Genomic DNA, 25851 nt, shown 5'->3' with positions numbered 1-25851 from the left:
ATATTTACTACTTGCATAATACTATTTCCATGTCAGCATAAAACAGGGTTGGGGCGTATGGATAAAAAAACCGTTGTCTTTGTCTTTATATCTGTCATTCTGATCGTACTTTCACCTTTTGTCGTTTCAGGCGCTTATGACACAAACAACCAGAATACGATATTCCTCAGATCCGGCAACCTGGATACTGATCTGCCGCATGCGACCAATGAATCAGACTACGCCCAGATCAAAACATCCTCAATATCAGGCATCACAGACCATAGCGACAGATATTACATAGTGCAATTTGATGGCCCTGTCCGTAAGGAATGGAAAGATGAAGTGAGTAAGATCGGAGCTGAGTTCTTTGATTATGTCCCTGACAATGCTTTTGTGCTCAGGATGAACGAAACCGGAATAAATCTGCTGGGATCACTTGAATTTGTACGCTGGACAGGGGAATACCTGCCTGAATACAAGTACACACCTGAATTTGTAAGTTCGGATGCCTTTTCTATTCAAACGGGATCAGAGGAATTCGCAGATCTTGTATTATTCCTTTTTGATCCAGACGAAAGCCCCGGAGTTGAATTACAGGTCTTGTCCATGGGCGGGGAGATACTTGAAAGTTCAGATCGCATCCTAAGGATCCGGATACCTGAGTACAAGGCCGGCGAAATTGCCAGGATCAGCAAAATAAGCTGGATAGAACCATATTCGCAACCATCTGTTTCAAATGATGTGGCAGCAACTATCGTAAACATAGGACCGGTACAGAACACGCTGGGGCTGAGAGGCAGCGGACAGATAGTTGCCGTATGTGATACCGGACTAGACACCGGAAACAAAAGTACGATACATGCCGACCTTCGGGGAAGACTGCTAACCATTACAGATGTGGCAAATGACGGAAGCGTTGCCGACCAGAATGGACATGGAACCCATGTTGCAGGTTCGGTCCTGGGAAATGGTTCGCTTTCCGGTGGTCAGTATGCAGGAATGGCACCTGAGGCATCACTTGTGTTCCAGGCTGCTGAAAACGATGAGGGTTTCCTTAACATTCCGACAAATCTGAACAATATATTCATGCCCGCATACAATGCCGGTGCAAGGATACACAGCAATAGCTGGGGTTCTAACAATAATGGCGCATATAATCAATATTCCTATTATGTAGACGATTTTTCATGGAACCATCCCGACATGCTTATTATTTTCTCGGCAGGCAATGAGGGAGAAGACCTTGACCATGACGGGGTCATAGACCCTGATTCACTTAACACGCCTGCCACTGCAAAGAACAGTATCGCTGTGGGTGCATCCGAAAACAGTAGAGGGGATACATTCTCCAGCGGCTCATACTCTACATGGGGCACACGATGGCCAACCTTCTATTCCCGGAATCCCATAAAAGATGACTACATGGCTGATGACAGTGAAGGTATTGCCGCTTTCAGCAGCAGGGGACCAACAGATGACGGAAGGATAAAACCTGATATTGTTGCACCGGGCACATTCATAATCTCTGCAAGGTCAAGTCGGGCAAGCTGGTATGAATGGGGGCTACTTTCAGAGAATCCAAATTATGCCTACATGGGAGGCACAAGCATGTCAGCACCAATTGTTGCCGGTGCTGCTGCACTGGTACGTGAATACTATACTGAGATAGAAGGTCTTGAAAACCCGAGTGCTGCATTGATGAAAGCTACCCTTCTCAACGGCGCATATGACATGACACCCGGACAATACGGAGAAGGTTCCACCCAGGAAATATCAGGCAGGCCGGACTATTCCCAGGGATGGGGTCGTCTTGATGTAGAGAACTCGATACTGGTGCCCTATCCTCAGGTAATAGCATATTTTGACAATGAATCCCTGTCTACTTCACAATCATGGAATCACAGCTATGAATATGTAAAAGGAAATGAGCCTTTAAGGGCAACCCTGGCATGGACCGATCATCCGGGAGCGGTCTTTTCATCTAAAAATCTTGTCAATGACCTGGATATGACGATATCCACACCAACCGGAACATACTACGGCAACAATGGTCCTGACCGTACAAATAATGTTGAAGGAATTGAACTGGAAAATGCTGCAGAAGGAAACCATACGATCACAATTAACGGATACAGTGTGACTTACGGACCGCAACCTTTTGCCCTGGTCCTGTCCTTCACATGTAACAACAAAGAGTTTCCATCTCCCGGCTCCTATGCTGCAAACAGCAGCACACCGATATCGACCGATCTTGTACATCCGGCTGGAGTGAACCCGACTTCCATTCAAATGATGATCAATGATATACCTGTCAGTTTCAGTACATTAGCCATACCCGGTGGATACAGTATATCATATAATACACCTGCTCCTTACCCCACCGGTGAATATAACGTATCGGTCACAGCCCTGACAGCTACCGGTCAGCAATTCTCATATGACTGGAAATTCAACGTCACATCCAGCTCATCCAAATCAATAACAGCTTTCAGCTTTACAGATCCTGCAGTTGCTGGTGACATAAACGAAGCTGCAAGGACTGTAAGCATTACAGTGCCTTACGGAACTGATGTAACAAGCCTGACTCCAACTATAGATCATACAGGAGCAAGCATAACTCCCGGAAATGGAGTAGCACAGGATTTCAGTAGCCCGGTCACTTACACGGTAACCGCAGCAGACGGGACAACCCGGAGTTATACGGTAACGGTGACCTCATTGCTGAACCCGGCGAAATCAATAACAGCTTTCAACTTTGCAGATCCTGCAGTCGCTGGTGTTATTAATGAAGCTGCAAGGACTGTAAGCATTACAGTGCCTTATGCAACTGATGTATCAAGCCTGATACCAACCATTGTTCATACGGGAGCAAGCATAACACCTGGAAGCGGAGTAGCGCAGGACTTCACTAACCCGGTCACTTACACAGTAACCGCAGAGGACGGAACAAACCGAAGTTATACGGTGACTGTGACATCATTGCTGAACCCGGCAAAATCAATAACAGCTTTCAGCTTTACAGATCCTGCAGCTACTGGTGTTATAAACGAAGCTGCAAGGACTGTAAGCATTACAGTTCCATACGGGACTGATGTATCAAGCCTGAATCCAACCATTGTTCATACGGGAGCAAGAATAACACCAGGAAGCGGAGTAGCACAGGACTTCACTAACCCGGTCACTTACACAGTAACCGCAGAGGACGGAACAAACCGAAGTTATACGGTGACTGTGACATCATTGCTGAACCCGGCAAAATCAATAACAGCTTTCAGCTTTACTGATCCTGCAGCTACTGGTGTTATAAACGAAGCTGCAAGGACTGTAAGCATTACAGTGCCTTATGGAACTGATGTAACAAGCCTGACTCCAACCATTGTTCATACGGGAGCAAGCATAACTCCCGGAAGTGGAGTAGCACAAGATTTCACTAACCCGGTCACTTACACAGTAACCGCAGAGGACGGCACAACCAGGAGTTATACGGTAACTGTGACATCATTACTGAACCCGGCAAAATCAATAACAGCTTTCAGCTTTACAAACCCTGCAGTTGCTGGTGTTATTAATGAAGCTGCAAGGACCATAAGCATTACAGTGCCTTATGGGACTGATGTATCAAGCCTGACTCCAACCATTGTTCATACGGGAGCAAGCATAACACCAGGAAGTGGAATAGCACAGGATTTCACTAACCCGGTCACTTACACGGTAACCGCAGAGGACGGGACAACCAGGAGTTATACGGTGACTGTGACATCATTGCTGAACCCGGCAAAATCAATAACAGCTTTCAGCTTTACTGACCCTGCAGCTACTGGTGTTATAAACGAAGCTGCAAGGACTGTAAGCATTACAGTGCCTTATGGAACTGATGTAACAAGCCTGACTCCAACCATTGTTCATACGGGAGCAAGCATAACACCAGGAAGTGGAATAGCACAGGATTTCACTAACCCGGTAATTTACACAGTAACCGCAGAGGACGGGACAACCCGGAGTTATACGGTAACAGTGACATCATTGCTGAACCCGGCGAAATCAATAACAGCTTTCAACTTTGCAGATCCTGCAGTCGCTGGTGTTATTAATGAAGCTGCAAGGACTGTAAGCATTACAGTGCCTTATGGAACTGATGTAACAAGCCTGATACCAACCATTGTTCATACAGGAGCAAGCATAACTCCCGGAAATGGAATAACACAGGACTTCACTAACCCGGTAATTTATACAGTAACAGCAGAGGACGGAACAACCCGGAGTTATACGGTAACTGTGATTGCAGAGGCACCAAAAAAGAATGCAGACCTCAACTCTTTAACTGTAAATACTGGAACCCTTGATCCGGAGTTCAGTGCTGCTCTAACGAGCTATATAGTCGATGTAGGTCATGATGTGCCAACAATGGATGTAACTGCAATTCTGTCTGATATCAATGCATCAATGGAGATCAATAATGAAGCAGCCATCAGTGGAGCAACCAGAACAGTTACACTTCAGAGTGCAGGAAAACAGACAGTTATAACTATAATGGTGACTGCTGAGGACACTGGAGTCACAAAGAGCTATACTATAAATGTCAACCGTGCCAATGCGCCGGATGCGAACCTGACATACTATATCACAGTAGCAGATGTTGCAGGCGGCAGCGCGAATGTAACTGTGGACAAAATAACTGCAAAAGAAAATGAAACTGTAAATGTAACTATTACTGATATTGAGACAGGAAAACAATTCTCATCCCTTAGTATAACAGGGGAGAATGGTTCGGTATCCACAACAGAAGTAACCCCTCAAATTAACTATTCCTTCCGGATGCCTTCGGAAAATGTAACTGTAGAAGTTACGTTAAACACGATCCAGACCACAACACCCGCAGCAGCAGGAGCTAGTGGAGGCGGCGGAGGAGGAGGTGGCGGGGGTGCCACCGGCGAGGAATTCGAGAACATTGAATTTAAGGATGTAAGTTCCATCTTTGTAGGAATGGACATGTCCGTCAGGTTCGAATTCAGGAATGATGACAGCGACATCCGTTACATAGCCTATGATTCATTGAAAAATGCAGGAACCATCTCTGCAACAATAGAGGCACTCAAAGGCAGATCAAGCTTTGCTGACACCTTGCCTGAGGGGATAATTTACAGGAACATCAATATATGGGTAGGAAAGACAGGATATGCCACCCCGGAGAACATAGAAGGTCCGGTTATTGGTTTCAGGGTGCCCGAAAGCTGGATAGATGCCAATGCTATCGATGTGGACAGCATTGTGCTCAACAGGTATGATGGCAGGTGGAGCAGGCTTCCAACTCTGCAGACTGGCTCAGACAATAGTTACCTCTACTTTGAAGCCAGTACGCCAGGATTCTCACCTTTTGCCATCACAGGTGAATCCCTTGATGAAAACATAAGATTGGAAAGTGCCCCTGACATCCTGAACTCTCCGGTAGATGAAATAGCACCCCAGACCAATACTTCCATATTAAATGACACAATGCCTGATAAAACGCTCAACTCGATCTCAGGTATTACATGTATCTTAATTTTGTTTATTGCTTGCTTCCTGAGAAGAAAGCAATAACTTTTACTTCAAGATCCACATCTTATCGGGCATGAACTTTCTATTTTTTAGTGGACAGCATGTATAAATATATTTGTAATAATATATCAATTATAAATATATACACACTTGTGCCGGGTCATTCATGCAAACTAAAAACAAGGTTCTTATCACAATCCTATTGTTACTTTTATTCAGTACTCTTAACGCTTCGGGAAACGCGGATGACAACAATATTGATGATGGTAGCCTTCTGCTCCTGAAGGCAGGATACATAAACACAGACAATGTCCCTGACCCCGAAGAGAGAACAAACAAGTCACAGACCATGACTTTTGCAACATCTTCTGCAATAGATGAGGAAAAATACTACATAGTTCAATTCACAGGTCCTGTACATAATGAATGGAAACAGAATGTAACATCAAAAGGTGCTTTTATATATAATTATGTACCCAACAATGCCTTTGTATTCAGGATGAGTGAAGACGTCAAAGACCAGGTTCAGGCACTTGGATCTGTCAAGTGGGTAGGTGAGTATTCACCATCCTACAAATACGATCCGGCATTGACAGACAGCGGGAATATACGAATATCAGGATACGATCCCAAAGATATTTCCAAGACTTACCACGTACTGCTTTTTTCAGCATCAGATAACGAAATGATACAAGATGAAATAGAAGCTATGGGTGCCAGTGTACTTTCCGGTTCATCAAATGTTTTAAGGATACAAAGCTCCCCGGACAAACTGCACGGGATAGCGTCTATGCATGGGGTAAGGTGGATCGAGGAGTATATCCTGCCGACAATAAACAATGACATTGCTGCAGACATCATCTCCGTGAGCACTGTGCATGAGACCTACGGACTTAAAGGCAAAAACCAGATAATTGCTGTGTGTGATACCGGACTTGACACCGGGAACGAAAGTACGATCCATGCCGACCTTCGGGGGAGACTGCTCAACATTACAGATGTAGCAAATGACGGAAGTGTTGCCGACCAGAATGGACACGGGACACATGTTGCTGGTTCGGTCCTGGGAAATGGTTCGCTTTCCGGTGGCCAGTATTCAGGAATGGCACCGGAAGCAGAACTTGTTTTTCAGGCAGTGGGAGGAGAAACTAACTACCTGTATCCACCGGCCAACCTCTGTGATCTTTTCCAGCCCGCTTACGATCTTGGGGCAAGGATACACACTAACAGCTGGGGCAGTTCCTCAAACGGAGCATATACCACATATTCACAACAAATAGACCAGTTCATGTGGGAAAATCCTGACATGCTGATCCTTTTCTCAGCAGGGAACTCAGGCATAGATGCAAACTCTGACGGCGTCATTGATCAGGGATCTATCGGCTCTCCCGGCACTGCAAAGAACTGCCTGACCGTCGGTGCATCAGAAAACGAAAGAGGAAATGAGTTTGGGATAGTGCCCTATCTGAATTGGGGAAGTGGTTCGTGGCTTAGCTATTATCCAGAGAATCCCATACGTGATGATTATATGGCCAGCAACAGAGAGGGTATGGCTGCTTTCAGCAGCCGCGGACCAACAGAGGATGGAAGGATAAAGCCCGATGTTGTTGCACCAGGTACTTTTATAGCCTCAACAAGGTCAAGCATTGGAAGTTCATCCGGGTGGGGGCCTATTAATGATAATTACCTGTATATGGGTGGTACAAGTATGTCCACTCCTATAACTGCAGGTACTGCAGCACTTATCAGACAATATTACGTGGAAGTTGAAAACCTGAGCAATCCAAGTGCTGCACTGCTTAAAGCCACATTTATAAACGGGGCCCTGGACATGACCCCGGGACAATATGGCACAGGAGATTACCAGGAGATATCAGGAAGGCCCGATTATTCCCAGGGATGGGGGCGCATTGACATTGAGAATTCCATATATGCCCAACACCCAAAGGTGATCAAATATTTTGATAATCCGCAACCATTGAACCTCACAAGTCCACCATGGAACGTAAGCTATGATATCCTTTACACATCAGAACCGCTCAGAGTAACACTTGTCTGGACAGACTATCCAGGAAATGAGGCAGCAGACTTGCAACTTGTCAATAACCTTGACCTCATAGTCCGTGCGCCAGATGGCACATACTACGGGAACAACGGACCGGATACTGTAAACAATATAGAGGTTGTTGAGCTTAGAGAACCGGTCGGTGGAACATATACATTTACGGTCACTGGGACAAATGTTCCTGAGGGACCGCAGAACTTTTCACTTGTACTTTCCTATGGTGATCCTGAAATCGATATATATCCCGAGCATAGTTCATACACAAATAACAGCATGACAGCCGTCTTCATCAATCTAACACATGCTGACGGAATCGGGCAGGACAGTATAAATATGACAATCGATGGTTCCCAGGTTGTCCACTCTTTGGAGGACATCGATAATGGATACAGGGTAGAGAACCTCACAATGCAACCATATTCGGAAGGCTATCACAATGTATCTGTCAGTGCAATGACAGGCCAGAACGAACAGCTTAGCTATGGATGGAGATTCTACGTTAGTAGCCAGGAGAATAGATTAAGCATCCACACACCGGCAGAGAATGCGGTCATTCAGGACAATGTCCCTTATTTGAATATCAGTACCAGCAAACTAAGTGATATCTGGTACAATGTTAACAATGGAACAAATTCCACTAAGGAAAATGCTTTTTCACTTAACAGGACCCTCAACCTGAGCGAAGGACGGCACAGCATCACTGTTTTTGCAGAATACATCACCGGGTACATTAATTCAAGCACTGTGAACTTCACTGTATTCACCAGCCAGCCAATAATAGAATCTCCGGATTCAGGAACTATCTACTACCTGCCAAAAAACAGTATTGATCTTAATGGGACTACAGGCATTGCAACAAATGTATCGGTTTACGTGAACGGAATAATGACCAATGATTCCTGGCCCGTTTCAGATGGTGTATTTAATATCAGCAGCGTCCCGCTTTTCAACGGGACAAACATTGTTAACGTTACTTCAATATTCAATAATTCCGCAGATGATCATTTCAGCTCCAACACCAGCATATACCTTAGTCTTGGAGCTGTGTTCAATGTTTCCGGTTCCGATGAGATCACAATAGAAGTTCCCGGACTTGGGGACACTGTAAATTATCCTGCATTCAATTTCAATGTCAGTGGCACATCAGCCAACCCCGGCAATCTTTCTGCCGCTGTTGTAAGGGCTTATGAACCAGGCGGAGGATCCTGTCTTGGCGGACCAGCACTTGATATCCGGGTATTGAACTCTTCTGACCCTGATAATTCACATCCTTTTGGCAGGAACGTAACTCTCTCCCTTGGATATTACCACTCTCTTGTCAACAGTACTGAAAAGCTCGTACTTGCATGGTACAACCCTGATGACCAGACATGGCACCCGTTCAGGAGTACAGTTAATGAATCCTTGCAGACCGTCTCTGCAAACATCACGCATCTGAGCATTTATGCACCAGTTGAGGATAACACCCCACCGGTGATCAGCAACCTGACAAACTCTAGCAGTTCCTCATCTGTAACCCTCTCATGGGAAGCTTCCGGTGACACTGATCACGTAGAGATATGGAGAAACGGGAACATCCTTGGGAACTACTCAGGATCACAGATGACCGATACAGGCCTTTCAGCAAGCACAGGCTATAATTATGGTCTCAGGGCGGTGGATTTTGCGGGTAACATCGCAAACTGGTCAAATGTTACCGTAATAACTTCCAAACAGCTTACTGTCACATCCACTCCTGCTTCCTCCGGTGGAGGCGGTGGCGGAGGAGGAGGAGGTTCCACAGGTGAAGCTGCAGAGAATATAGCCTTTAAGGACGTTGTTTCTATCTATGTCAGCGCTGATGATATGGCGACCTTTGACTTTAACAGTGAGAAGAATGACATAGAATACATCCGCTACCAATCCCTGAAGAATTCAGGAAGGATCAGTACTACCATCGAAATATTGAAAAATACTTCTTCCTTCGCGGACAGCCCTGCTCCCGGAATAATTTACAGCAATATCAATATATGGGTGGGTAAGACCGGTTATGCCACTGGGGAGAACATCAGGGATCCGGTCATTGGGTTCAGGGTCGGGAAAGAATGGATACTGACAAATAATATTGACCCTGCTGACATATCCCTGAAAAGGTACAGTGACGGGAAATGGAAAAAACTCAATACAAAACAGACATTAACTGATGAGAAGTACCTTACTGATGACAAATATCTGTATTTTGAGGCAGAAACTCCCGGATTCTCACCCTTTGCGATCACTGCAGATGAAACATTTACAAAGCAAACGGAAGAGGAAAACGTAACTATCTCCACTGAGCTAACTGGACCGAGCTCTGAAGAAGATACCTCTGGCACATGCATAAACCCTGATGATGACATGGGAAAAGTGGTCACTGGAAGAATTCCTGCCATTTCAGGATTGATTGCAGTGTTGATATTTATGATAGCCTTTGTGATCGTGAGAAAACAGCAAAATTAATATTCAACTGCTAACCTTTAAGGGCTGGAGATATCAAATTGAAAGGAACAGTCCTTGGCATAGAGGGAACCGCATGGAACCTTAGTGCTGCCATCGTTAATGAGAAGGATGTCATAGCAGAGGTATCTGACATGTACCGGCCCCCAACCGGCGGGATACACCCCCGGGAGGCAGCCCAGCATCATGCTAAATATGCCTCTACTGTGATAAGAGGTGTTCTGGAGGAGGCAAAAAAACAAGGCATAGATGCTTCACAGATAGATGCGGTCTCTTTTTCCCAGGGTCCCGGACTTGGTGCCTGCCTGCGTACCGTGGCAACTGCAGCCAGGATGCTGGCCATTACCCTTGATGTACCGCTTGTAGGCGTAAACCACTGTCTTGCACATGTGGAGGTGGGGCGCTGGAAGACCCCCGCAACAGACCCTGTCACACTCTACGTAAGTGGTGCCAACTCACAGGTCCTTGCCTATAGGATGGGAAAGTACCGGGTATTCGGGGAAACCCTGGATATAGGACTTGGAAATGCCTTTGATAAATTCGCAAGGAGTGCCGGACTTGGACATCCGGGCGGGCCGCAGATAGAACAATATGCAAAAAAAGCTTCAGAATACATCCCACTCCCATATGTTGTAAAGGGCATGGACCTCTCTTTCTCGGGTCTTTCCACAGCAGCAACCGCGGCCCTTAAGACCCATCCAATGGAAGATGTATGTTACTCTTTCCAGGAAACTGCCTTTGCAATGGTTGTCGAGGTCACTGAACGCGCTCTTGCCCATACCGGGAAGGATGAGGTACTACTGGCAGGTGGTGTAGGGGCAAATATGCGGCTTCGGGAAATGCTGGATGTGATGTGTACCGAGCGCGGAGCCTCTTTCCACGTACCTGAGAAAAGGTTCATGGGGGACAATGGGGCCATGATAGCCTATCTGGGACTGCTGATGTATGAGTCCGGTAATGTACTTGAGATAGAGAGATCCCATGTAGACCCGAATTTCAGGCCCGATCAGGTGGATGTCACCTGGCTGCCGGAGGATCTTGGAGGCAGGGAACAAACAAAGAGGCTTACAAGTGGCGCCGAAGCTATCGTGAAAGTGGAGAACGGAGTACTTATCAAGGAAAGAGTACCCAAGAACTACCGCCAGAAGGAGCTTGACGAAAGGATAAGAAAAGAGAGGACAAGAGCTGAGGCCAGGCTCTTATCAGAAGCCAGAAGGAGTGGTGTGCCAACACCCATTATACATGATGTGGAGAACTCCACGATAAAGATGCAGTATATCGATGGGATTGCACTGAAACATGTTATTAACGAAATTCTCAGTGAGCAGACAGGCGTCCTTGTAGCAAAACTGCATAAAGCAGGCATCATCCACGGGGACCTCACAACATCCAACCTGATACTTTCCAATGACAGGATATACATGATAGATTTCGGCCTGTCCTTCTCTGACAGCAGTACCGAGGCAAGGGGAGTGGATGTACACGTCCTGTTCCAGACATTTGAGAGCACACACCGGGAGCATGAGCAATTAACCAGTGCATTCTGCAGGGGTTACAGGAAAGGGTTCGGACAGGCAGATGAAGTGCTGGAGAGAGTTAAAGAGATAGAGAAGAGGGGAAGATATGCATAAAACAGAGAAAAAGGCACGTAAAATAATATTTGTCACCGGCAATGAAGGTAAGTTCAGAGAAGTCAGGGACATACTTGCAGCCAGGGGATATGAGGTCATACAGAACACCGACGGTTATCCCGAACTTCAGGAAGAGGAACTGGAACCGATTGCAGCATACGGTGCCTTATGGGCAGCTGGAAAGCTTGGAATGCCGGTAATGGTTGATGACTCCGGGCTTTTCATCAATGCTCTGAATGGGTTCCCGGGTCCGTATTCGGCTTTTGTGGAGAAGAACCTGGGGAACAAAAGGGTTCTTAAGATAATGGAAGATGAAAATGACAGGTCAGCAGTTTTCAAGTCTGTCATCGGTTATTGTGAACCGGGAGCTGAACCGCTCACATTCACAGGGACTGTGGAAGGAAAGATTGCCTTCGAAGAACTGGGGACCGGAGGATTCGGGTATGACCCGATATTCGATTACAACGGAATGACCTTTGGGGAACTGTCAGATGTGGAAAAGAACAAGGTATCCCATCGCAGAAGGGCGCTTGATAAGTTCCTTGAATGGCTTGATTATGAGGACTAATTAAGGACTAATAAAACAGGACAGCAGTAAAAGGAGGTGCATGGGCTCTAAAATAAGATCATTTTTGGCAGATACCCGGGCTGCTGACACAATCCCTCTTAAAATGGTATTCTACCTGTCAATAACCGGTGCTATTATTCTTCTGGTTGCATTTTCCTGGAACAATGTATCCCCTCTGTATTCGGGTGCAAAGGATAGCAAGCAGATAAATGATGCTGCCATCGGACTGATGAGCATTCAGAACGGATATGCAAGAAGCCTTTATGAGCTGAATGCACCGGCAGGGTCCGTATGCAATCTTGAGCTTTACCTGCCTGATGTAAGCTATCTGGCATTGGGCGTTGACCCGGACCCGGATATGAATGGCAACCTTAGCGATACTCAATGGACACAGGAAAACAATACCATCATCTGTCAGTATGAAAATGGCGCCAGGAACAGGTACATTATTGATGGTGAACTTATAGATTTTATCAGAGGGACATTGGATGAAGAAGGAAGATGGGTACCTGATAGAATACAGCCGGCTGATCAGATAGGAGGAATTGTAATTGAAGGACCTGTTGCAGGAACATTTAAGTTCGAACTTGTCCTTGAAGATAAAAAATATACCATGTCCCGCTTTTAAGGGGCATCAGTATCTCAGCAGGATGTACTTCTCATCAAAGTAAGCACCCGGTGTCGTGAAGTCGAAAACCACAAGAGCACCGGCTTCCGGCCTCACCTGGAAAGATACTTCAGTTCTTGGTGCCAGACCCTGGTAATCCTCATCATCTGCCTGGAAAACCCTTCGTATATCGACTACTACTTCCATGATATCCCCTGTCCTTAATACAGGTTGCGTGGCTTTGAACACGGTTTGATCACGGGTTCTTATGGGACTCACTGAGAAGTACTCAGATGTCGGTTTATGTATCGCAACGCTTGTATCTGCTGTATCATACCTCACATTGGCAACGTGTGAACCGTCTGACAGATAGATGATCAGTTGTGAAAGATCAACGTCCTCACTGCCAGGACCAAGAGATACTGAAATATGTAACTTGGTAATCTCACCATATTCTACCGAATCACTTACTGTTATCGTACCCGATGTACTGCCTGAAGTAGCGGTTACAGTGAAATTATGAGAGCCTGAACGCGAAAAGCGATGTTCGTAGTAGGAACCATCCTCTACAGAAGTAGGAGCTTCACCATCAACAGAAATATTAAATGCACCTGAAGAAGACAACCATTCGATCATTCCACCCCGGGAACAAGTTAAATTAGTATCAGAGAGCACACCATCTGTAACGGTCACGGTAGTATATGATGCACGTTCACCTTCCACGCGATCGATACGCATGTTGGAGGCAACCTCTCTTGTTGTTTCCTGGCCTGTCTGGGAGGCTTTCTGTTGCAGCACACCGGATGTCTTGATCAAAAGAGCAGAGGCTACTGCTGCCACAAGTACCATTGATATGAAGATGATAAGTGTACCTATACCTACCTGTGCACGGTTGTCACTGTGCATTAAGTGCTTCTGATTTGCTTTCGTGCGATTCCCTCATGAAACGTTTTAGCAATCGTGTAACAGGATTATATTGCGAGTTATACTATATTAATTCTGTTATTTAATAGTTTTGAATCGGTCTTATAGATATTGCCAGTTTAATATCTAAATACGGATTTATATATCGAAGTATAACGGGAATGGTATTTAAAATAACCTGTGATAATATACACAGAACCCCGAGCATAATCAGATGATAGAAGACCTTTGAATCAAAATAGCCCGTGCAGGCGAAGCATCGCAGCCGATAAGCTTCAAAGGAAGACATATGAAGATATAGGTACCTGCTTCTACATGCGACAAGTTCAAAAGTTCAACAATGTTTAAACCATTGCGCAGAAAAAGATGATGATTGGGCAGAGAGGAATCTGCGTCAACTGACAGTGTATCTACGCCCACTAAGCGGAAGCCATGTTCCAGCACCCAGTTGCCTGCGCTTGCCGCAAGCAACCTTTGAGATTTTAATAGACTATGCGGAGAAGGTTCATTATCAGTTTTGAGCAGGAGGATATCCACATCCTCTTTGTCGGGATTTTTTATGTAATATTCATCCAGCTCATCAGCGGTGATACGACCCTCGCCCTTAGAAAGATCCAGCAGCATAGCTTTTCCCATAAAAGACAATGGATCCAGTTCATCAACACATTTCCCACCCGCTATTATATGCGCAGGCGCATCAACATGGGTACCTGTGTGAGTACCAATACTTATCCTGGACACCACAAAACCATCTTTGCCGATGGAGGAAACTTTTTCAATAAGAGGTGCCGGGTCACCCTCATATACAGGAGTATCTGCAGAGATTCCGGTGCTGATATCTATCAATTTAGTGAACATTCCGGGAATGGAAAATGTAGAAAGTTTCATCTCAGGAAACGGAGAGAATTGTCAAGTACAGCCTGTGCCTGCTTATCGGTCAATCCTGCACCCATGGCTACTTTGAGGGCAAATTCCTTTGTGATCAGGTTGTCCGGGCTGTGAGCATCAGTATCCACAACTAGGGTAGCGCCTGCTTCCATACCGATCCTTGCAACATGACCGTTTGTCCGGTTATGGCCATTGCGGGCAGTGATCTCAAGACACACATCGTTATCCCGTGCAGTCTCAGCTTCCTCTATTGTAATAAAACCTGGATGAGCAAGTATGTCCACATCTGCAAGCTCAACGGATGCTGCATTGGTGCCTGGCATCACCGGTTCGTTTATGGTCTCACCATGTACCACGATCACCTCTGCACCCAGTTCTTTTGCCAGCCTTGCAAGAGGAGCTATCTTACGTGGAGGCACGTGGGTTATCTCTACACCTACCTTGACCTGGATATCAAGCTCATCCTCAAGGTATTTTGCCTTGCTTACATTTTTGATGACGTGTTCCACATTTGTGAAATCAACGTGGTCAGTGATACCTATTGCCCTGTATCCGTGAACCACCGCCCTTCTTACAAGTTCACTGGGTATGAGCTCACCATCACTGAAAATAGAGTGAGTGTGCATATCTATCATAAAGAAACCTTACCTCAAAGAATTAAATCCTATAATTCCTGAAATGTCCTGAAATTACATAAAGCCATTCATACGAAAGAAAAAACCGGAAGGAAAAATCATAATAGCCTTTTAAATGTCCGTCGGAGTCTTCATTAAAGACTTTTATAGGCCCTTGCAATATTAGCGATCACTCCGTCGTGTTCCTGTGGATAAAGCCCCACAGTAAAGACCTTCAATGCCTCATTATAGGCATCTACCGCCATTTTAACATTATATTCTTTATTCGTTGTTCCCGACATGGCAAAATAAGCATTCCCAATATTATTCTGGACAGTGGCATACTCAACGGGACGTTTTTCGATCGTATAAACTTCAAGGGCTTTGTTGAAAGCATCGATTGCATTATTTATGTTATCCTCTTTATCACCGAATTCAGACATTTCAAGATAGAGGTTACCAAGATTGTTCTGAACTCCTGCATATTCCACAGGATAGATTTCTTTGCTGAAAACCTTTAAAGAACGTTCATATGCATCATGTGCCATCTCCAGATCTGTTGCATTGCCCTGAACGTTACCCTTCTTACGCCAGGCAGTCCCTAATTTGTTATTTGTAGCAGCAAAATACATCGGATCCACAGCCAACGAATAATAATCCAGGGCTTTGTTATAATGAATAACAGACCTTAAAAGAAGGTCGGTATTAGCCTGGAAGCCGTACAGCTTCAGATGTGCATCACCCAGACCGTAATGTACACGGGCATGTTCAGCCGGATATTTGTCCCCAGTAATGGATTTCAGGGAGGAATCATAGGCATATATGCTATTTTGCAGGTTACTTGAAGCATTGGCACTATCTGCAGAAGCCATATCTTCATATGTCCTGCCACGGTAGTAGTGGTTCATACCGTACTCACGTGGGAAATCATGCGAAGATATCAGGCCGAATACGGAATTGTAAACTTCCAGCGCCTGATCATAATTACCTTCTCCCCGCAGGGATGATGCCTTCTCCCATAAGGAATCCACTTCATACAATGTCTTTTGCTTTTGTATATAGTCCCCAAATACAAAATAACCTGAAGCAATGACCATTATAATGGCAAACGCCACATATACATGCTTGCGACCGGATTGTGGAGCAGGGACTTCATCATTCATATGATCACATTCTGTGATTTTCCCAGGACTGTTCTTAAAAATACCCTCAATAAAGAAAGTGCTGGTACTATAAATACAACTAGTACAACTGCTAATCTATTATAAGAAATATATTATTTAAATTAATAAGTATATATTATAAGTCATGAAGTAATGAACACAGATCTTTCAATGGAAGCAGAACAAGAGCAGAAGTAAGCAATGATCAAACTTTTCTTTCAATAACTTCCGCAAATGCAAAGTTTGGCTTTACATCCTGTATCTTAATCCTCACACTGTCCCCGGGTTCAACCCCTTTGACAAAGACAACAAAACTATCTATCATGACCGCACCATCGCCACTTGAACCCAGTTCTTTTATATCCACATCAAACTCATCGCCCCGTCTGACAGGAGAAGTCAAAAACTTTTTGCCGATGACATATATCTCAGCGCTCTGGGACCTTGAAGCCCTGGGAGAATAGGAGCGTGTAAACGCGAAATTATCCCTTATCTCTTCGAGTACACCTTTGAACATATCTCCCTGGAAGACCTTTACAACAAAATGCCCCCCGGGTCTGAGAATCTTTTTTGCACATCCAAGAGCTGACCTTGTAAGGTCAACAGACCTTGCATGGTCAAGACTCCAGTTCCCGCTGAGGTTGGGTGCCGCATCGCAAATAACAACATCTGCACCTGCCTTCCCTACAAGTCCAAGGATCTTCTCAATGGTCCTGTCAGCCGTGATATCGCCAACTATCGTCTCGACACCCTCTATAGGAGATATCCTTTTAAGGTCAACACCAACAACCCTTCCACCGGATATCTGCTTTGCAACTTCAAGCCAGCCGCCCGGAGCTGCACCCAGATCCACTACAGTATCATCTTCTTTTATAAGATGATGTTTTTCATTGATCTGGAAAAGCTTATAGGATGCCCTTGAACGAAATCCTTCATCCTTGGCTTTCCAGTAATACTTGTCACGCCTGTCTCTTGCCATATGGATACCTGATAATCCCTAAAACTCAAATACCTTGTGCCGACCTGATAGCTTCCAGCCTGCTGCTGAGTGTCCGTATCTCTTCCTCAAGGCCGGACATACTATCCGCAAGCCAGAAACTGTAATCATAATACTGGTTCAGTATATCGCTATACCTGTGCTCCAGGTTTTCAAGGTCTTTCTGGTGAACCTTTCCCCTATTGACAGAATCGATGCTGCTCTCAAGGTTCTTTATCCTTCTATGGAGGTTCCTGCTGAGCCTGGAAGCCACCCTGCTAAGCTCAACTTCCCTTTTTTCCATTTCAAGTATGTCAATGGCCTCACTCAATTCGAAAGGAACTTCCGGAAACGCACCAGGTCCTGATATATAATAGGAAAGATCACTTTCCTCAGCTCCTTTAACCTCTTCCCATGAAACGACCACCACAATATGCTCTTTTTCAGCCTCTGTACAGATCTCCTCTATTGATGGCAATGTCAAAGGCACATCGCCCCTGAGCAGTGAGATCTCCTTTGAAACAGAATATATCTCTTCAATGGTCAGGGCACCAAGTGCATCGATCATGCCACAAATCTCTTCCTTGCTTACCATATTCCAGACCAACCTCTATAGCCTGTACCTGCGAAACGTGAACAGTTGTTTCAGTATATCGGAAATATTATGTTTTTCTATACGGATCTCTGAGGAAGATAAGACCTGTTCGATGTCTATCGGAATATCGGCAGTTATCTGCCTTGCAAGCTGCAGATCACCTGCTATGAACAGGCAATCGATGTTTCCTTTGAATTCTTCAAGCAGGTCGCGCAGAGAGGACCTCACCTTGCCTATATGATGATCGATATCCTCATCCCTGAGGCGTTCAAACCTTCTCTGGCTGAAGCCTCCTTTTGCATGCTTGGCCTTCACGCTGCTCTTTATTACCTGGAAAGAATCGAACTCCTGAGAGTCAAGGGAATATCCCACAAAAGACTCACCTGCGTGTGCCACCAGAACGCATATGCTCCTTTGTGAATTCAAAGAATCTGCCACATCAGCAGTATCAAAAGATGTAGCTGAGCTCCAGTAAGATCTTTTGAAAGGTGCCGGAGGAACCATAAGCTCATTTATCAGATGATCAGGAGAATGGAAAAGAACAAAACCTGTGGATGAATCAATCCTGTCCACAAGTGCGATGGTCTCATTGTCTATTCTCTCTGAAAGCACGGAATAGTCCTTCAGGCTTTTAAGTTGCTCCCCTGCAGCAATATGGACGGTGATCAATGAGCCTTGGGGGTACTTCACAGATGAAAGGGATTTCAGGAACTCATGAGCCTGTTGTTTGCCGAACTGATCAACCCTTGTGAACGAGATATTGCCCGGACCACCTGCGGTTCTTTTTTCCAGCTCGTGTTCCAGTGTACAAAGCCTTACCTCTGCAGCTTTAAGCCTCTCTTCTGCTTCCTGCTTTGCAGCAATGGCTTTCTTTTCGGATACGGTACTTTTTTCATACCTTAGGTTTGCGGTCCTCACGTCCAGTTCAAGCTCAACTATATGCGAATTAAGCTTGTTAATTTCTCTTTCCAGTTCCTCTTTTCCGGAGTACCTGTTGAAAATGGAACTGATGTTATCAACGATCTTTTCCTTCTCTATCATTTATGAGAGATAGAAACTTACTGAATATATAACCTGTCTATTTAATTTCAAATAAATTAGATTGTGAAGTGAATTTTCAGTAACAGAAAAACAAAAAAAGATATATACAGCGACAATAAACCAACTATAATCATTTATTGACAAAAAGAGGAGTGAAACATGAGAACAGGTACGATATTTATTGTAATCCTGGTCGCTCTGGCAATTCTGTTTGCTGCAGGCTGTGCAGACACGGAGACACCTGAAGAGACCGAAGAAGAGATGATTGTAGTAGGGATCATGGGACCATACACAGGCGGTGCAGCGGTTTATGGTAACGCTGCCAAGGATGGTGCCATGCTTGCATTTGAGGAAGCAGACCTTCCAAATGTAAGGATTGTTACAGAGGATACGAAATCTGAAACAAGGGAAGCTGCAACTGCTATGAACAAGATGGTAAGTGTTGACAACGTCCAGGCAGTTATCGGTGACCTTATATCAGCCGCAACCCTGGCAGCTGCACCTATTGCAGAGCAAAATCAGGTAGTTATGATCTCACCTGCATCTACAAGCACTGACATATCTGATGCAGGAGACTATATATTCAGAACCATACCTGGAGATGACGGACAGGGCATCTTTGCAGCAAACACCATGCACGAAAGAGGCTTCACAAAACTTGCACTGCTCTACACTAACGACCAGTATGGGAACGGGCTTGCAGGTATAATTACTGAGGAATTCACAGCACTTGGCGGGGAAATAGTCGCAGACGAGACATACGAAGCAGGTTCATCTGACATGAGGACGCAACTTAGCAAGATAAAGAATTCCAATCCTGAAGTGATCTATATTGTAAGCAATACACCTGATTCCAGTGTTGCACTTCTGCGCCAGATAACAGAGATCGGAATAGATGCAAACATATATGGTTCAGAAGGGCTGAAAGTGGCTTCGATACTTGAACTTGGAAGCTCTGTAGAAGGCATAATCATCACATCGGTGAGTCCGGAATCCGAGGAGTTCAAGCAGAAATACATGGATGCATACGGAGAAGAAGCGCCTGCATTTGCTGCCCAGGCATATGATGCCGCCAGGGCCATAATCATGGCAATCGAACAGGGAGCGACAACAGGTGAGGAAATAAAGAATGCACTGTATGAGATGGAATTCGATGGTGCCTCGGGTCATATAAAATTCAATGAGAAAGGAGATGTTGAAGGAGGATATGTACTTGTAGAAGTCCAGGATGGGGCTTTTGTGACACTGGAGGAATAAATATCCTCCACACCTTTTTATTAAAAACAAAACCATGAAGAGGGGGAAAAATGTCACTACTGGCACAATCCATCATTAACGGACTGATCACAGGATCCATATATGCACTTGTTGCAGCAGGTTACTCACTTATCTATTCTACAAACAACTTCATGCACTTTGCCCATGGTATAAGTGTTGTTGCTGCGGGTTATATGGTCTACTGGCTTTTCACCCTGGCAGGAACCCCATTTTATGCAACCTGCCTTGTAACTATCCTTCTTTCAGCCTTGTTCGGACTGGCGATGTACAGGCTCATATACCTGCCACTGCAAAGAAGAGGATCATCTAATGTAATTCTGCTCATAGCCAGCATAGGCATACTTATCTTTTTCCAGAACATCATCCAGATAGCATTCGGCTCCGGGGTTAAGCTGATAGGATATATAGAGGTTTCAAGGGGTATCACCTTTCCGGGTGGCATCACCATGACCATGCTGCAGATAGTCATACTTATAATATCCTTTATCATTTTCATTATGCTGTACCAGTTCATGCAGAAAACCAAACTTGGAAGGAACATGCGTGCGGTCTCCAACAATAAGGAACTTGCAAGTATTGTTGGAATCGATCATATCAGGATCTCCGACTTTTCATTCCTGATCGGCTCTGCCCTTGCTGGCGTAGCCGGCATACTTGTGGCACTGGAGCAGAACCTGTCACCTTTCATGGGAACAAACCTTATGATAAAAGGATTCACCGGTGCTGTTATCGGAGGGATCAACTACGTACCCGGATCCATAGTAGGTTCCTTTGTGCTGGGCATGGCAGAGAACCTGGGGATACTTGTACTGCCTTCAGGATATAAGGATGCAATAGCCTTTTCTCTGTTGTTCCTGTTCCTGCTCTTCAAACCTAATGGGATACTTGGCAGAAAAGAAGGGAGGTTTGACAAATGATATTCTCGGCATACCAGACCCATATAATCATCCTGATATTGATATATATAATACTGGTAGTAAGCCTTAACCTTGCCCTGGGATACACCGGACTCCTTAATCTTGGACATGTGGCATTTTTTGGGATCGGGGCATATACTTCGGCCTTGCTGGCCCTGGAAGGACTTACATATATAGCAGCAATGATCGCTGCCGGCTTGTTTGCATCCGTATTCGGGTACCTGCTTGTAATAGCCACTGATAAACTGAAAGGTGATTATCTGGCAATGGCAACCCTGGGTTTCAGTTTTGTTGTCTACTCCCTGCTGCTCAACCTCCGCGATGTCACAAGGGGTGCCATGGGGATACCGGGCATACCAAAACCCGCGATCTTTGACTTTACTATCCGCACCAATGAACAGTACCTTATCTTCGTACTGCTTGTCTGTGCCATTTCTGTGTTCATCATGTACAGGATAGTGAATTCACCCTTTGGAAAACTGCTTGAGGCAACAAGGGACAATGCAGTATGCCTGAGGGTCCTGGGGAAGAATACCCTGAGCCTGAAGTACAAAGCAATGATGATATCTGCATTCTTTGCAGGCATCTCGGGAAGCCTGTATGCACACTACATCACATTTATCGATCCTACATCATTTTACATAAGCGAGCTTATACTGGTGCTGACCATCGTTATCGTAGGAGGACTGGCATCCATAAAAGGAAGCATTGCGGCAACTGCGCTTATCATCTACATTCCCGAGGTGTTGAGAATGCTTGACCTGCCCAGCTCAGTCCTGGGGCCTGCAAGACAGGCGATGTATGCGGTGATCCTGATAACTATACTTATGCTAAGACCACGAGGGATTTTCGGGAAGGTGGACCTTGAATGATCCTCTCATGCAGAGACATCCACAAGAGATTTGGTGGGATCCGGGCCATCGATGGCTGCACTTTTACTGTTGAAGAGAACCGGATAACAGCCATAATCGGACCTAACGGCTCAGGCAAGACTACGATGTTCAATGTCATATCCAAACTCATCAAACCTGATAGCGGTATCATTGAATTCAAGGGACAGGATGTTACACGGCTGAAAGACTATGAACTTGCAAGGCTGGGAATATCACGGACATTCCAGGATGTGAAGCTATTCCGGAACCTGACAATAAGGGAACACCTGCAAATAGCCATGTCAGACTCCGATGAGAAACTTATGGCCAGCCTTGTTAAAGGAAAAGGCCTTGAAAACCAACAGATACAGGAGGTCATGGACCTGGTGGGACTGGACAAAACACCTGATACTTACGCGACAGATCTCAGTTACGGCCAGAGGAAATTACTTGATCTGGCAATTGCTGTTGCAAAACCCCACTCCCTGCTGATGCTGGATGAACCTGTGGCAGGTGTCAATCCCAGACTGAGGAGCTCCATAAAGGACATACTTCGTGAACTGAACAGAAGGGGAGAAAGCATACTGCTCATAGAGCATGACATGAATTTCGTAATGGACCTTGTGGACCATATCTTCGTCATGGATGCAGGCAGGGTCATAGCAGAAGGTGCTCCGGAAGAGATACAGAACAACCCATGTGTGCTGGAAGCATACCTTGGAGGAAGTGAAGAGGGATCTGAATGCTGGAAATAAAGGACCTTTATTCCGGATATGGTGAATTGAAGGTATTGAAAGGTGTGAACATATCAGTGGGCAAGAACGAGATTGTTGCACTTATTGGTCCAAACGGTGCCGGAAAGAGCACAGTTATCAAATCGATATTCAATATATCGGATGTCAGTTCAGGTGAGGTGCTCTTCAGGGGCAAGGACATCACCGGCCTTAGGACACATGAAATAATAAAGCTGGGAATCAGTTATCTTAACCAGGGCAAGATAAATTTCAGCAATCTTACAGTCAGGGAGAACCTGATGATAGGCGCAGACCAGATATTTGCCCCGGATGTAGTCGAAGAAGGACTTGGAAAAGTATATGCTAAATTCCCGGACCTGCATGCCAAGGAAAAAGAGCTTGCTTACACTTTAAGCGGCGGACAGCAGCAGATGCTGGCCCTTGGGCGCAGCCTCATGCAGCGGCCTGCATTACTGCTGATGGACGAACCATCCCTGGGACTGAGTCCCAAATTGCAGAAGGAACTTTTTGAAACCATTGCCAGTCTCAGGTCTGATGGTATCTCGATGCTTATTGTAGAACAAAATGCTAAAAAGGCCATCGAACTTGCCGACAGGACCTACCTGCTCGAAGATGGCAAAGTGGTCCTTGAAGGCGGGAAAGAGATACTTGAGAACGAAGCCATAAAGAACGTGTACCTTGGTGGCAGGTATTAAAAGTAGCAAACCGCAATTAATGTAAAATTGAAAAGATATGATGCAGATGCAATGTTATCAGCGTGCATCTGCTTTAAAACATATTATGATATATCCTTTTGAAAAGGATATCATACATCCATTACCAATCTGAATCCGGTGTTTGGGTTCCCGTCCCTTGGATCAACCCTGGTCCTGTATGCAGATTCCAGCGCATTCTCTTTGCTTGAATAGCTGCCTCCTCTGACAACCCTGAGAGAGCTTTCACCTTTGTCTACTGCGCTGCCATCTTCCTTTGCACCTGAATAATTATCCACCCAGCTGTCCTGCATGAGTTCCGCCACATTCCCATGCATGTCGTAAAGGCCCCATGGGTTGGGTAGTTTTTCACCAACTTCATGTGTCCTGTCATAGGAGTTCGCCTGATACCATGCATAGTCTTTCAGGAAAGGACCTTCCTTTGCACCGATTTCACCAAAGGAGTAGGAAGTGGTAGTACCTGCCTTTGCAGCATATTCCCATTCAGCTTCTGTTGGAAGCCTGTATTTTGTAGTATCTTCCATCTCATTGAGCCTGTCGATGAATTCCTGAACATCATTCCATGAAACACTTTCTACCGGCAGGTCATCGCCTTTTGTCTGCGAGGGGTTGCTTCCCATGACCGCCTCCCACTGTGCCTGTGTAACTTCATGCTTTCCAATGTAGAATGAATTCCTCAGCCTTACTTCATGGATCGGCTGGGAATAGGCATATCTGGCTGTGCCCATATTGAAAGTACCCGCTTCTATAAGCTGGAATCCCATACCTATGGAATTGGTAAACTCTTCACCTTTGTTATCGCTGTTTGCATTCAAACCAACATCACCATTGCCACTTGCCGTATCATCTGAAGTGCATCCTGTAACAGATATGGCAAACAGGAGAATAAAAAGTATCGCTATTGCTTTTTTAGTACCTATCCTCATAATAAGCCCTCTTTGAGAGTTTTTTCGGACATTATGATATTAATAGATATCTATTTATGGCCGGCAGTTTTAAACATCTGCCTTATTGATGTATATAGCTATATAAGCACTTATTTGCAACACACCAGTGAACAAATAGTCTCAATCTGTGATCATGTAAAAGACACGGCAATCATCTAACAAAATCAGGATTGAACCAAGCCATTGGAATATCAGCCTCAAATACGCCGTCCTTTCTCCTTATCTTCTTTTCCATCCTGCCCTCCTCCCTGAATCCAAGAGATCTGTAAAGACACCGAGCAGCATGGTTGCTCTCCTTTGCTATCAGCTCGACCCTGAGAACCTCGGGGTGTTCTGTTCTTACCTTTTCAAGCATGGCAGTGAAAAGCATCCTGCCGATTCCCTGTCTTTGAAAGGATGGATGCACGGCGATGGTCAGGTGCTCGAATACATGGGAGAACACACTGAGATTGGGGCTGTAGGATGTATCTCTCCGATTACCCTGTTGCCACAGTGGTCATCGACCACAAGGATTATCCAGCCCTTGATACTGTTAATAAGTAATTTGTGCACATACTCTTCTGTGATCTCGTGGGCTTCACATTCATTATTCCTTACAATATCATTTTGTTTTCCTTTAGTAACTATTCAGCCTACAACAATCGGCCTATAGATACTGATTTCATCGAAACGGAGATGTTTGCTCAATAACAACCTAAGAATCAAAAAAGCAATCAATAGCAACAATCAAAATAAATAATCCTAATAAAATTTAGGTCTCAAATTTATTTTAAGGTTTCGGTTGATAGTGTTTTTATCAGGCTGAATAGTTACCTTAATTTGATTATTTTTTTCCTGACACATGAGAAGCTTGACTGGAAATTATCATACAGTTATTTGTCTTATTACTACGGGATATTCTGAACTATAATTATACAATATTATGTCAAAACTATTCCATAATCCCAAATTCATCTGAAATTGATTTGTAAGATTATCCTCCAAAGTAACTTTGATTGTATATTCTTCTGTCCTTCCTGGAGGAAGAGAAAGTTTTAATAATAACCATGTTGGCTTTGATAGACTGATATATTTATCAGGGGTTAGCTCATACGCTTCCTTCAATAGTGATTTATTTGTGGAATCGAACATCTCAATTACAACTTTATGTTCAATAACATCTTTATTATCAACTGAAAAAAGAGGAAGAGGGTCCCCCGCAAAAAAGAAAGGCATCGCAGCAAAGCATATCACAATTGCTGTTACAATAGCAATAAATACGTATGGTTTCTTCATTTTTTCCCTCTTATCATGGAAACAGCA

The 25851-nt window shown here is 44.8% G+C and carries 20 protein-coding genes; 10 read left to right on the top strand and 10 right to left on the bottom strand.

Features of this window, described 5'->3' with window-relative positions; genetic code table 11:
* Positions 1-57 precede the first annotated feature (57 nt).
* The 5 genes from V7O64_RS12990 to V7O64_RS12970 all read left to right on the top strand — a co-directional run bounded on the left by V7O64_RS12990 (position 58) and on the right by V7O64_RS12970 (position 12887).
* Entirely contained in the window at positions 58-5562 is a 5505-nt protein-coding gene (locus V7O64_RS12990; RefSeq protein WP_407355793.1) for a DUF5018 domain-containing protein, read from the top strand.
* Between the two features lie 124 nt (positions 5563-5686).
* The gene (locus V7O64_RS12985) at positions 5687-10063 is read left to right on the top strand and encodes a PGF-pre-PGF domain-containing protein (RefSeq protein WP_407355792.1); all 4377 of its coding nucleotides are present in this window, start codon (positions 5687-5689) and stop codon (positions 10061-10063) included.
* A gap of 38 nt (positions 10064-10101) precedes the next feature.
* Positions 10102-11691 carry a bifunctional N(6)-L-threonylcarbamoyladenine synthase/serine/threonine protein kinase gene (locus V7O64_RS12980; protein WP_407355791.1) on the top strand — a complete coding sequence of 530 codons (1590 nt, stop codon included), beginning with the start codon at positions 10102-10104 and terminating at the stop codon, positions 11689-11691.
* The gene (locus V7O64_RS12975) at positions 11684-12259 is read left to right on the top strand and encodes an XTP/dITP diphosphatase (RefSeq protein WP_407355790.1); all 576 of its coding nucleotides are present in this window, start codon (positions 11684-11686) and stop codon (positions 12257-12259) included. The genes V7O64_RS12980 and V7O64_RS12975 overlap by 8 nt, the downstream gene beginning before the upstream one ends.
* Positions 12260-12299: 40 nt before the next feature.
* Positions 12300-12887: a hypothetical protein gene (locus V7O64_RS12970; protein WP_407355789.1), complete on the top strand. Its 588-nt coding sequence runs from the start codon at positions 12300-12302 to the stop codon at positions 12885-12887.
* A 6-nt stretch (positions 12888-12893) separates the two neighbouring features.
* Here V7O64_RS12970 and V7O64_RS12965 read toward each other — a convergent pair whose 3' ends face one another.
* From V7O64_RS12965 to V7O64_RS12935, 7 genes are all read right to left on the bottom strand, one after another.
* The gene (locus tag V7O64_RS12965) at positions 12894-13772 is read right to left on the bottom strand and encodes an archaellin/type IV pilin N-terminal domain-containing protein (RefSeq protein WP_407355788.1); all 879 of its coding nucleotides are present in this window, start codon (positions 13770-13772) and stop codon (positions 12894-12896) included.
* Between the two features lie 228 nt (positions 13773-14000).
* On the bottom strand, positions 14001-14678 hold the full coding sequence (locus V7O64_RS12960; RefSeq protein WP_407355787.1) for a cyclase family protein: 678 nt from the start codon (positions 14676-14678) through the stop codon (positions 14001-14003).
* On the bottom strand, positions 14675-15313 hold the full coding sequence (locus tag V7O64_RS12955) for a histidinol phosphate phosphatase domain-containing protein (RefSeq protein ID WP_407355786.1): 639 nt from the start codon (positions 15311-15313) through the stop codon (positions 14675-14677). The genes V7O64_RS12960 and V7O64_RS12955 overlap by 4 nt, the downstream gene beginning before the upstream one ends.
* Positions 15314-15447: 134 nt before the next feature.
* Positions 15448-16455 (bottom strand): hypothetical protein, encoded by a 1008-nt coding sequence (locus V7O64_RS12950; protein ID WP_407355785.1) that lies wholly within the window; start codon positions 16453-16455, stop codon positions 15448-15450.
* A gap of 205 nt (positions 16456-16660) precedes the next feature.
* Positions 16661-17434 (bottom strand): 23S rRNA (uridine(2552)-2'-O)-methyltransferase, encoded by a 774-nt coding sequence (locus V7O64_RS12945; protein WP_407355784.1) that lies wholly within the window; start codon positions 17432-17434, stop codon positions 16661-16663.
* Between the two features lie 25 nt (positions 17435-17459).
* Entirely contained in the window at positions 17460-18026 is a 567-nt protein-coding gene (locus tag V7O64_RS12940) for a hypothetical protein (RefSeq protein ID WP_407355783.1), read from the bottom strand.
* A gap of 15 nt (positions 18027-18041) precedes the next feature.
* Positions 18042-19067 (bottom strand): Vms1/Ankzf1 family peptidyl-tRNA hydrolase, encoded by a 1026-nt coding sequence (locus tag V7O64_RS12935; protein WP_407355782.1) that lies wholly within the window; start codon positions 19065-19067, stop codon positions 18042-18044.
* A 159-nt stretch (positions 19068-19226) separates the two neighbouring features.
* Here V7O64_RS12935 and V7O64_RS12930 point away from each other — a divergent pair, with 159 nt between their 5' ends.
* The 5 genes from V7O64_RS12930 to V7O64_RS12910 are packed head-to-tail and all read left to right on the top strand — an operon-like array spanning position 19227 to position 23584.
* Positions 19227-20324 (top strand): ABC transporter substrate-binding protein, encoded by a 1098-nt coding sequence (locus V7O64_RS12930; protein ID WP_407355781.1) that lies wholly within the window; start codon positions 19227-19229, stop codon positions 20322-20324.
* A gap of 50 nt (positions 20325-20374) precedes the next feature.
* Positions 20375-21262, top strand: a complete 888-nt coding sequence (locus tag V7O64_RS12925; protein WP_407355780.1) for a branched-chain amino acid ABC transporter permease — start codon at positions 20375-20377, stop codon at positions 21260-21262.
* Positions 21259-22134 (top strand): branched-chain amino acid ABC transporter permease, encoded by an 876-nt coding sequence (locus V7O64_RS12920; RefSeq protein WP_407355779.1) that lies wholly within the window; start codon positions 21259-21261, stop codon positions 22132-22134. The genes V7O64_RS12925 and V7O64_RS12920 overlap by 4 nt, the downstream gene beginning before the upstream one ends.
* Complete coding sequence (locus tag V7O64_RS12915) at positions 22131-22889, top strand: ABC transporter ATP-binding protein (protein ID WP_407355778.1); 759 nt, start codon at positions 22131-22133, stop codon at positions 22887-22889. Before V7O64_RS12920 ends, V7O64_RS12915 begins: the two co-directional genes overlap by 4 nt.
* On the top strand, positions 22877-23584 hold the full coding sequence (locus tag V7O64_RS12910; protein ID WP_407355777.1) for an ABC transporter ATP-binding protein: 708 nt from the start codon (positions 22877-22879) through the stop codon (positions 23582-23584). The genes V7O64_RS12915 and V7O64_RS12910 overlap by 13 nt, the downstream gene beginning before the upstream one ends.
* Positions 23585-23694: 110 nt before the next feature.
* Here the strand turns inward: V7O64_RS12910 and V7O64_RS12905 are convergent, their stop codons facing one another.
* From V7O64_RS12905 to V7O64_RS12895, 3 genes are all read right to left on the bottom strand, one after another.
* Entirely contained in the window at positions 23695-24528 is an 834-nt protein-coding gene (locus V7O64_RS12905) for a formylglycine-generating enzyme family protein (RefSeq protein WP_407355776.1), read from the bottom strand.
* Between the two features lie 172 nt (positions 24529-24700).
* Positions 24701-24991: a GNAT family N-acetyltransferase gene (locus V7O64_RS12900; protein ID WP_407355775.1), complete on the bottom strand. Its 291-nt coding sequence runs from the start codon at positions 24989-24991 to the stop codon at positions 24701-24703.
* A gap of 422 nt (positions 24992-25413) precedes the next feature.
* Complete coding sequence (locus V7O64_RS12895) at positions 25414-25824, bottom strand: hypothetical protein (RefSeq protein ID WP_407355774.1); 411 nt, start codon at positions 25822-25824, stop codon at positions 25414-25416.
* Between the last annotated feature and the right edge of the window lie 27 nt (positions 25825-25851).

The sequence above is a fragment of the Methanolobus sp. WCC5 genome (assembly GCF_045690325.1).
In the GTDB taxonomy this organism is placed as follows: domain Archaea; phylum Halobacteriota; class Methanosarcinia; order Methanosarcinales; family Methanosarcinaceae; genus Methanolobus.
The sequence above is the reverse complement of the archived record's forward strand: the minus strand, read 5'-3'. Positions and strand labels throughout refer to the sequence as shown.

Coding starts and splice junctions, on each gene's coding strand:
- V7O64_RS12990 (WP_407355793.1), top strand. CDS start 58: ATGGATAAAAAAACCGTTGTCTTTGTCTTTATATCTGTCATTCTGATC.
- V7O64_RS12985 (WP_407355792.1), top strand. CDS start 5,687: ATGCAAACTAAAAACAAGGTTCTTATCACAATCCTATTGTTACTTTTA.
- V7O64_RS12975 (WP_407355790.1), top strand. CDS start 11,684: ATGCATAAAACAGAGAAAAAGGCACGTAAAATAATATTTGTCACCGGC.
- V7O64_RS12970 (WP_407355789.1), top strand. CDS start 12,300: ATGGGCTCTAAAATAAGATCATTTTTGGCAGATACCCGGGCTGCTGAC.
- V7O64_RS12965 (WP_407355788.1), bottom strand. CDS start 13,772: ATGCACAGTGACAACCGTGCACAGGTAGGTATAGGTACACTTATCATC.
- V7O64_RS12960 (WP_407355787.1), bottom strand. CDS start 14,678: ATGAAACTTTCTACATTTTCCATTCCCGGAATGTTCACTAAATTGATA.
- V7O64_RS12955 (WP_407355786.1), bottom strand. CDS start 15,313: ATGATAGATATGCACACTCACTCTATTTTCAGTGATGGTGAGCTCATA.
- V7O64_RS12950 (WP_407355785.1), bottom strand. CDS start 16,455: ATGAATGATGAAGTCCCTGCTCCACAATCCGGTCGCAAGCATGTATAT.
- V7O64_RS12945 (WP_407355784.1), bottom strand. CDS start 17,434: ATGGCAAGAGACAGGCGTGACAAGTATTACTGGAAAGCCAAGGATGAA.
- V7O64_RS12940 (WP_407355783.1), bottom strand. CDS start 18,026: ATGGTAAGCAAGGAAGAGATTTGTGGCATGATCGATGCACTTGGTGCC.
- V7O64_RS12935 (WP_407355782.1), bottom strand. CDS start 19,067: ATGATAGAGAAGGAAAAGATCGTTGATAACATCAGTTCCATTTTCAAC.
- V7O64_RS12930 (WP_407355781.1), top strand. CDS start 19,227: ATGAGAACAGGTACGATATTTATTGTAATCCTGGTCGCTCTGGCAATT.
- V7O64_RS12925 (WP_407355780.1), top strand. CDS start 20,375: ATGTCACTACTGGCACAATCCATCATTAACGGACTGATCACAGGATCC.
- V7O64_RS12920 (WP_407355779.1), top strand. CDS start 21,259: ATGATATTCTCGGCATACCAGACCCATATAATCATCCTGATATTGATA.
- V7O64_RS12915 (WP_407355778.1), top strand. CDS start 22,131: ATGATCCTCTCATGCAGAGACATCCACAAGAGATTTGGTGGGATCCGG.
- V7O64_RS12910 (WP_407355777.1), top strand. CDS start 22,877: ATGCTGGAAATAAAGGACCTTTATTCCGGATATGGTGAATTGAAGGTA.
- V7O64_RS12905 (WP_407355776.1), bottom strand. CDS start 24,528: ATGAGGATAGGTACTAAAAAAGCAATAGCGATACTTTTTATTCTCCTG.
- V7O64_RS12895 (WP_407355774.1), bottom strand. CDS start 25,824: ATGAAGAAACCATACGTATTTATTGCTATTGTAACAGCAATTGTGATA.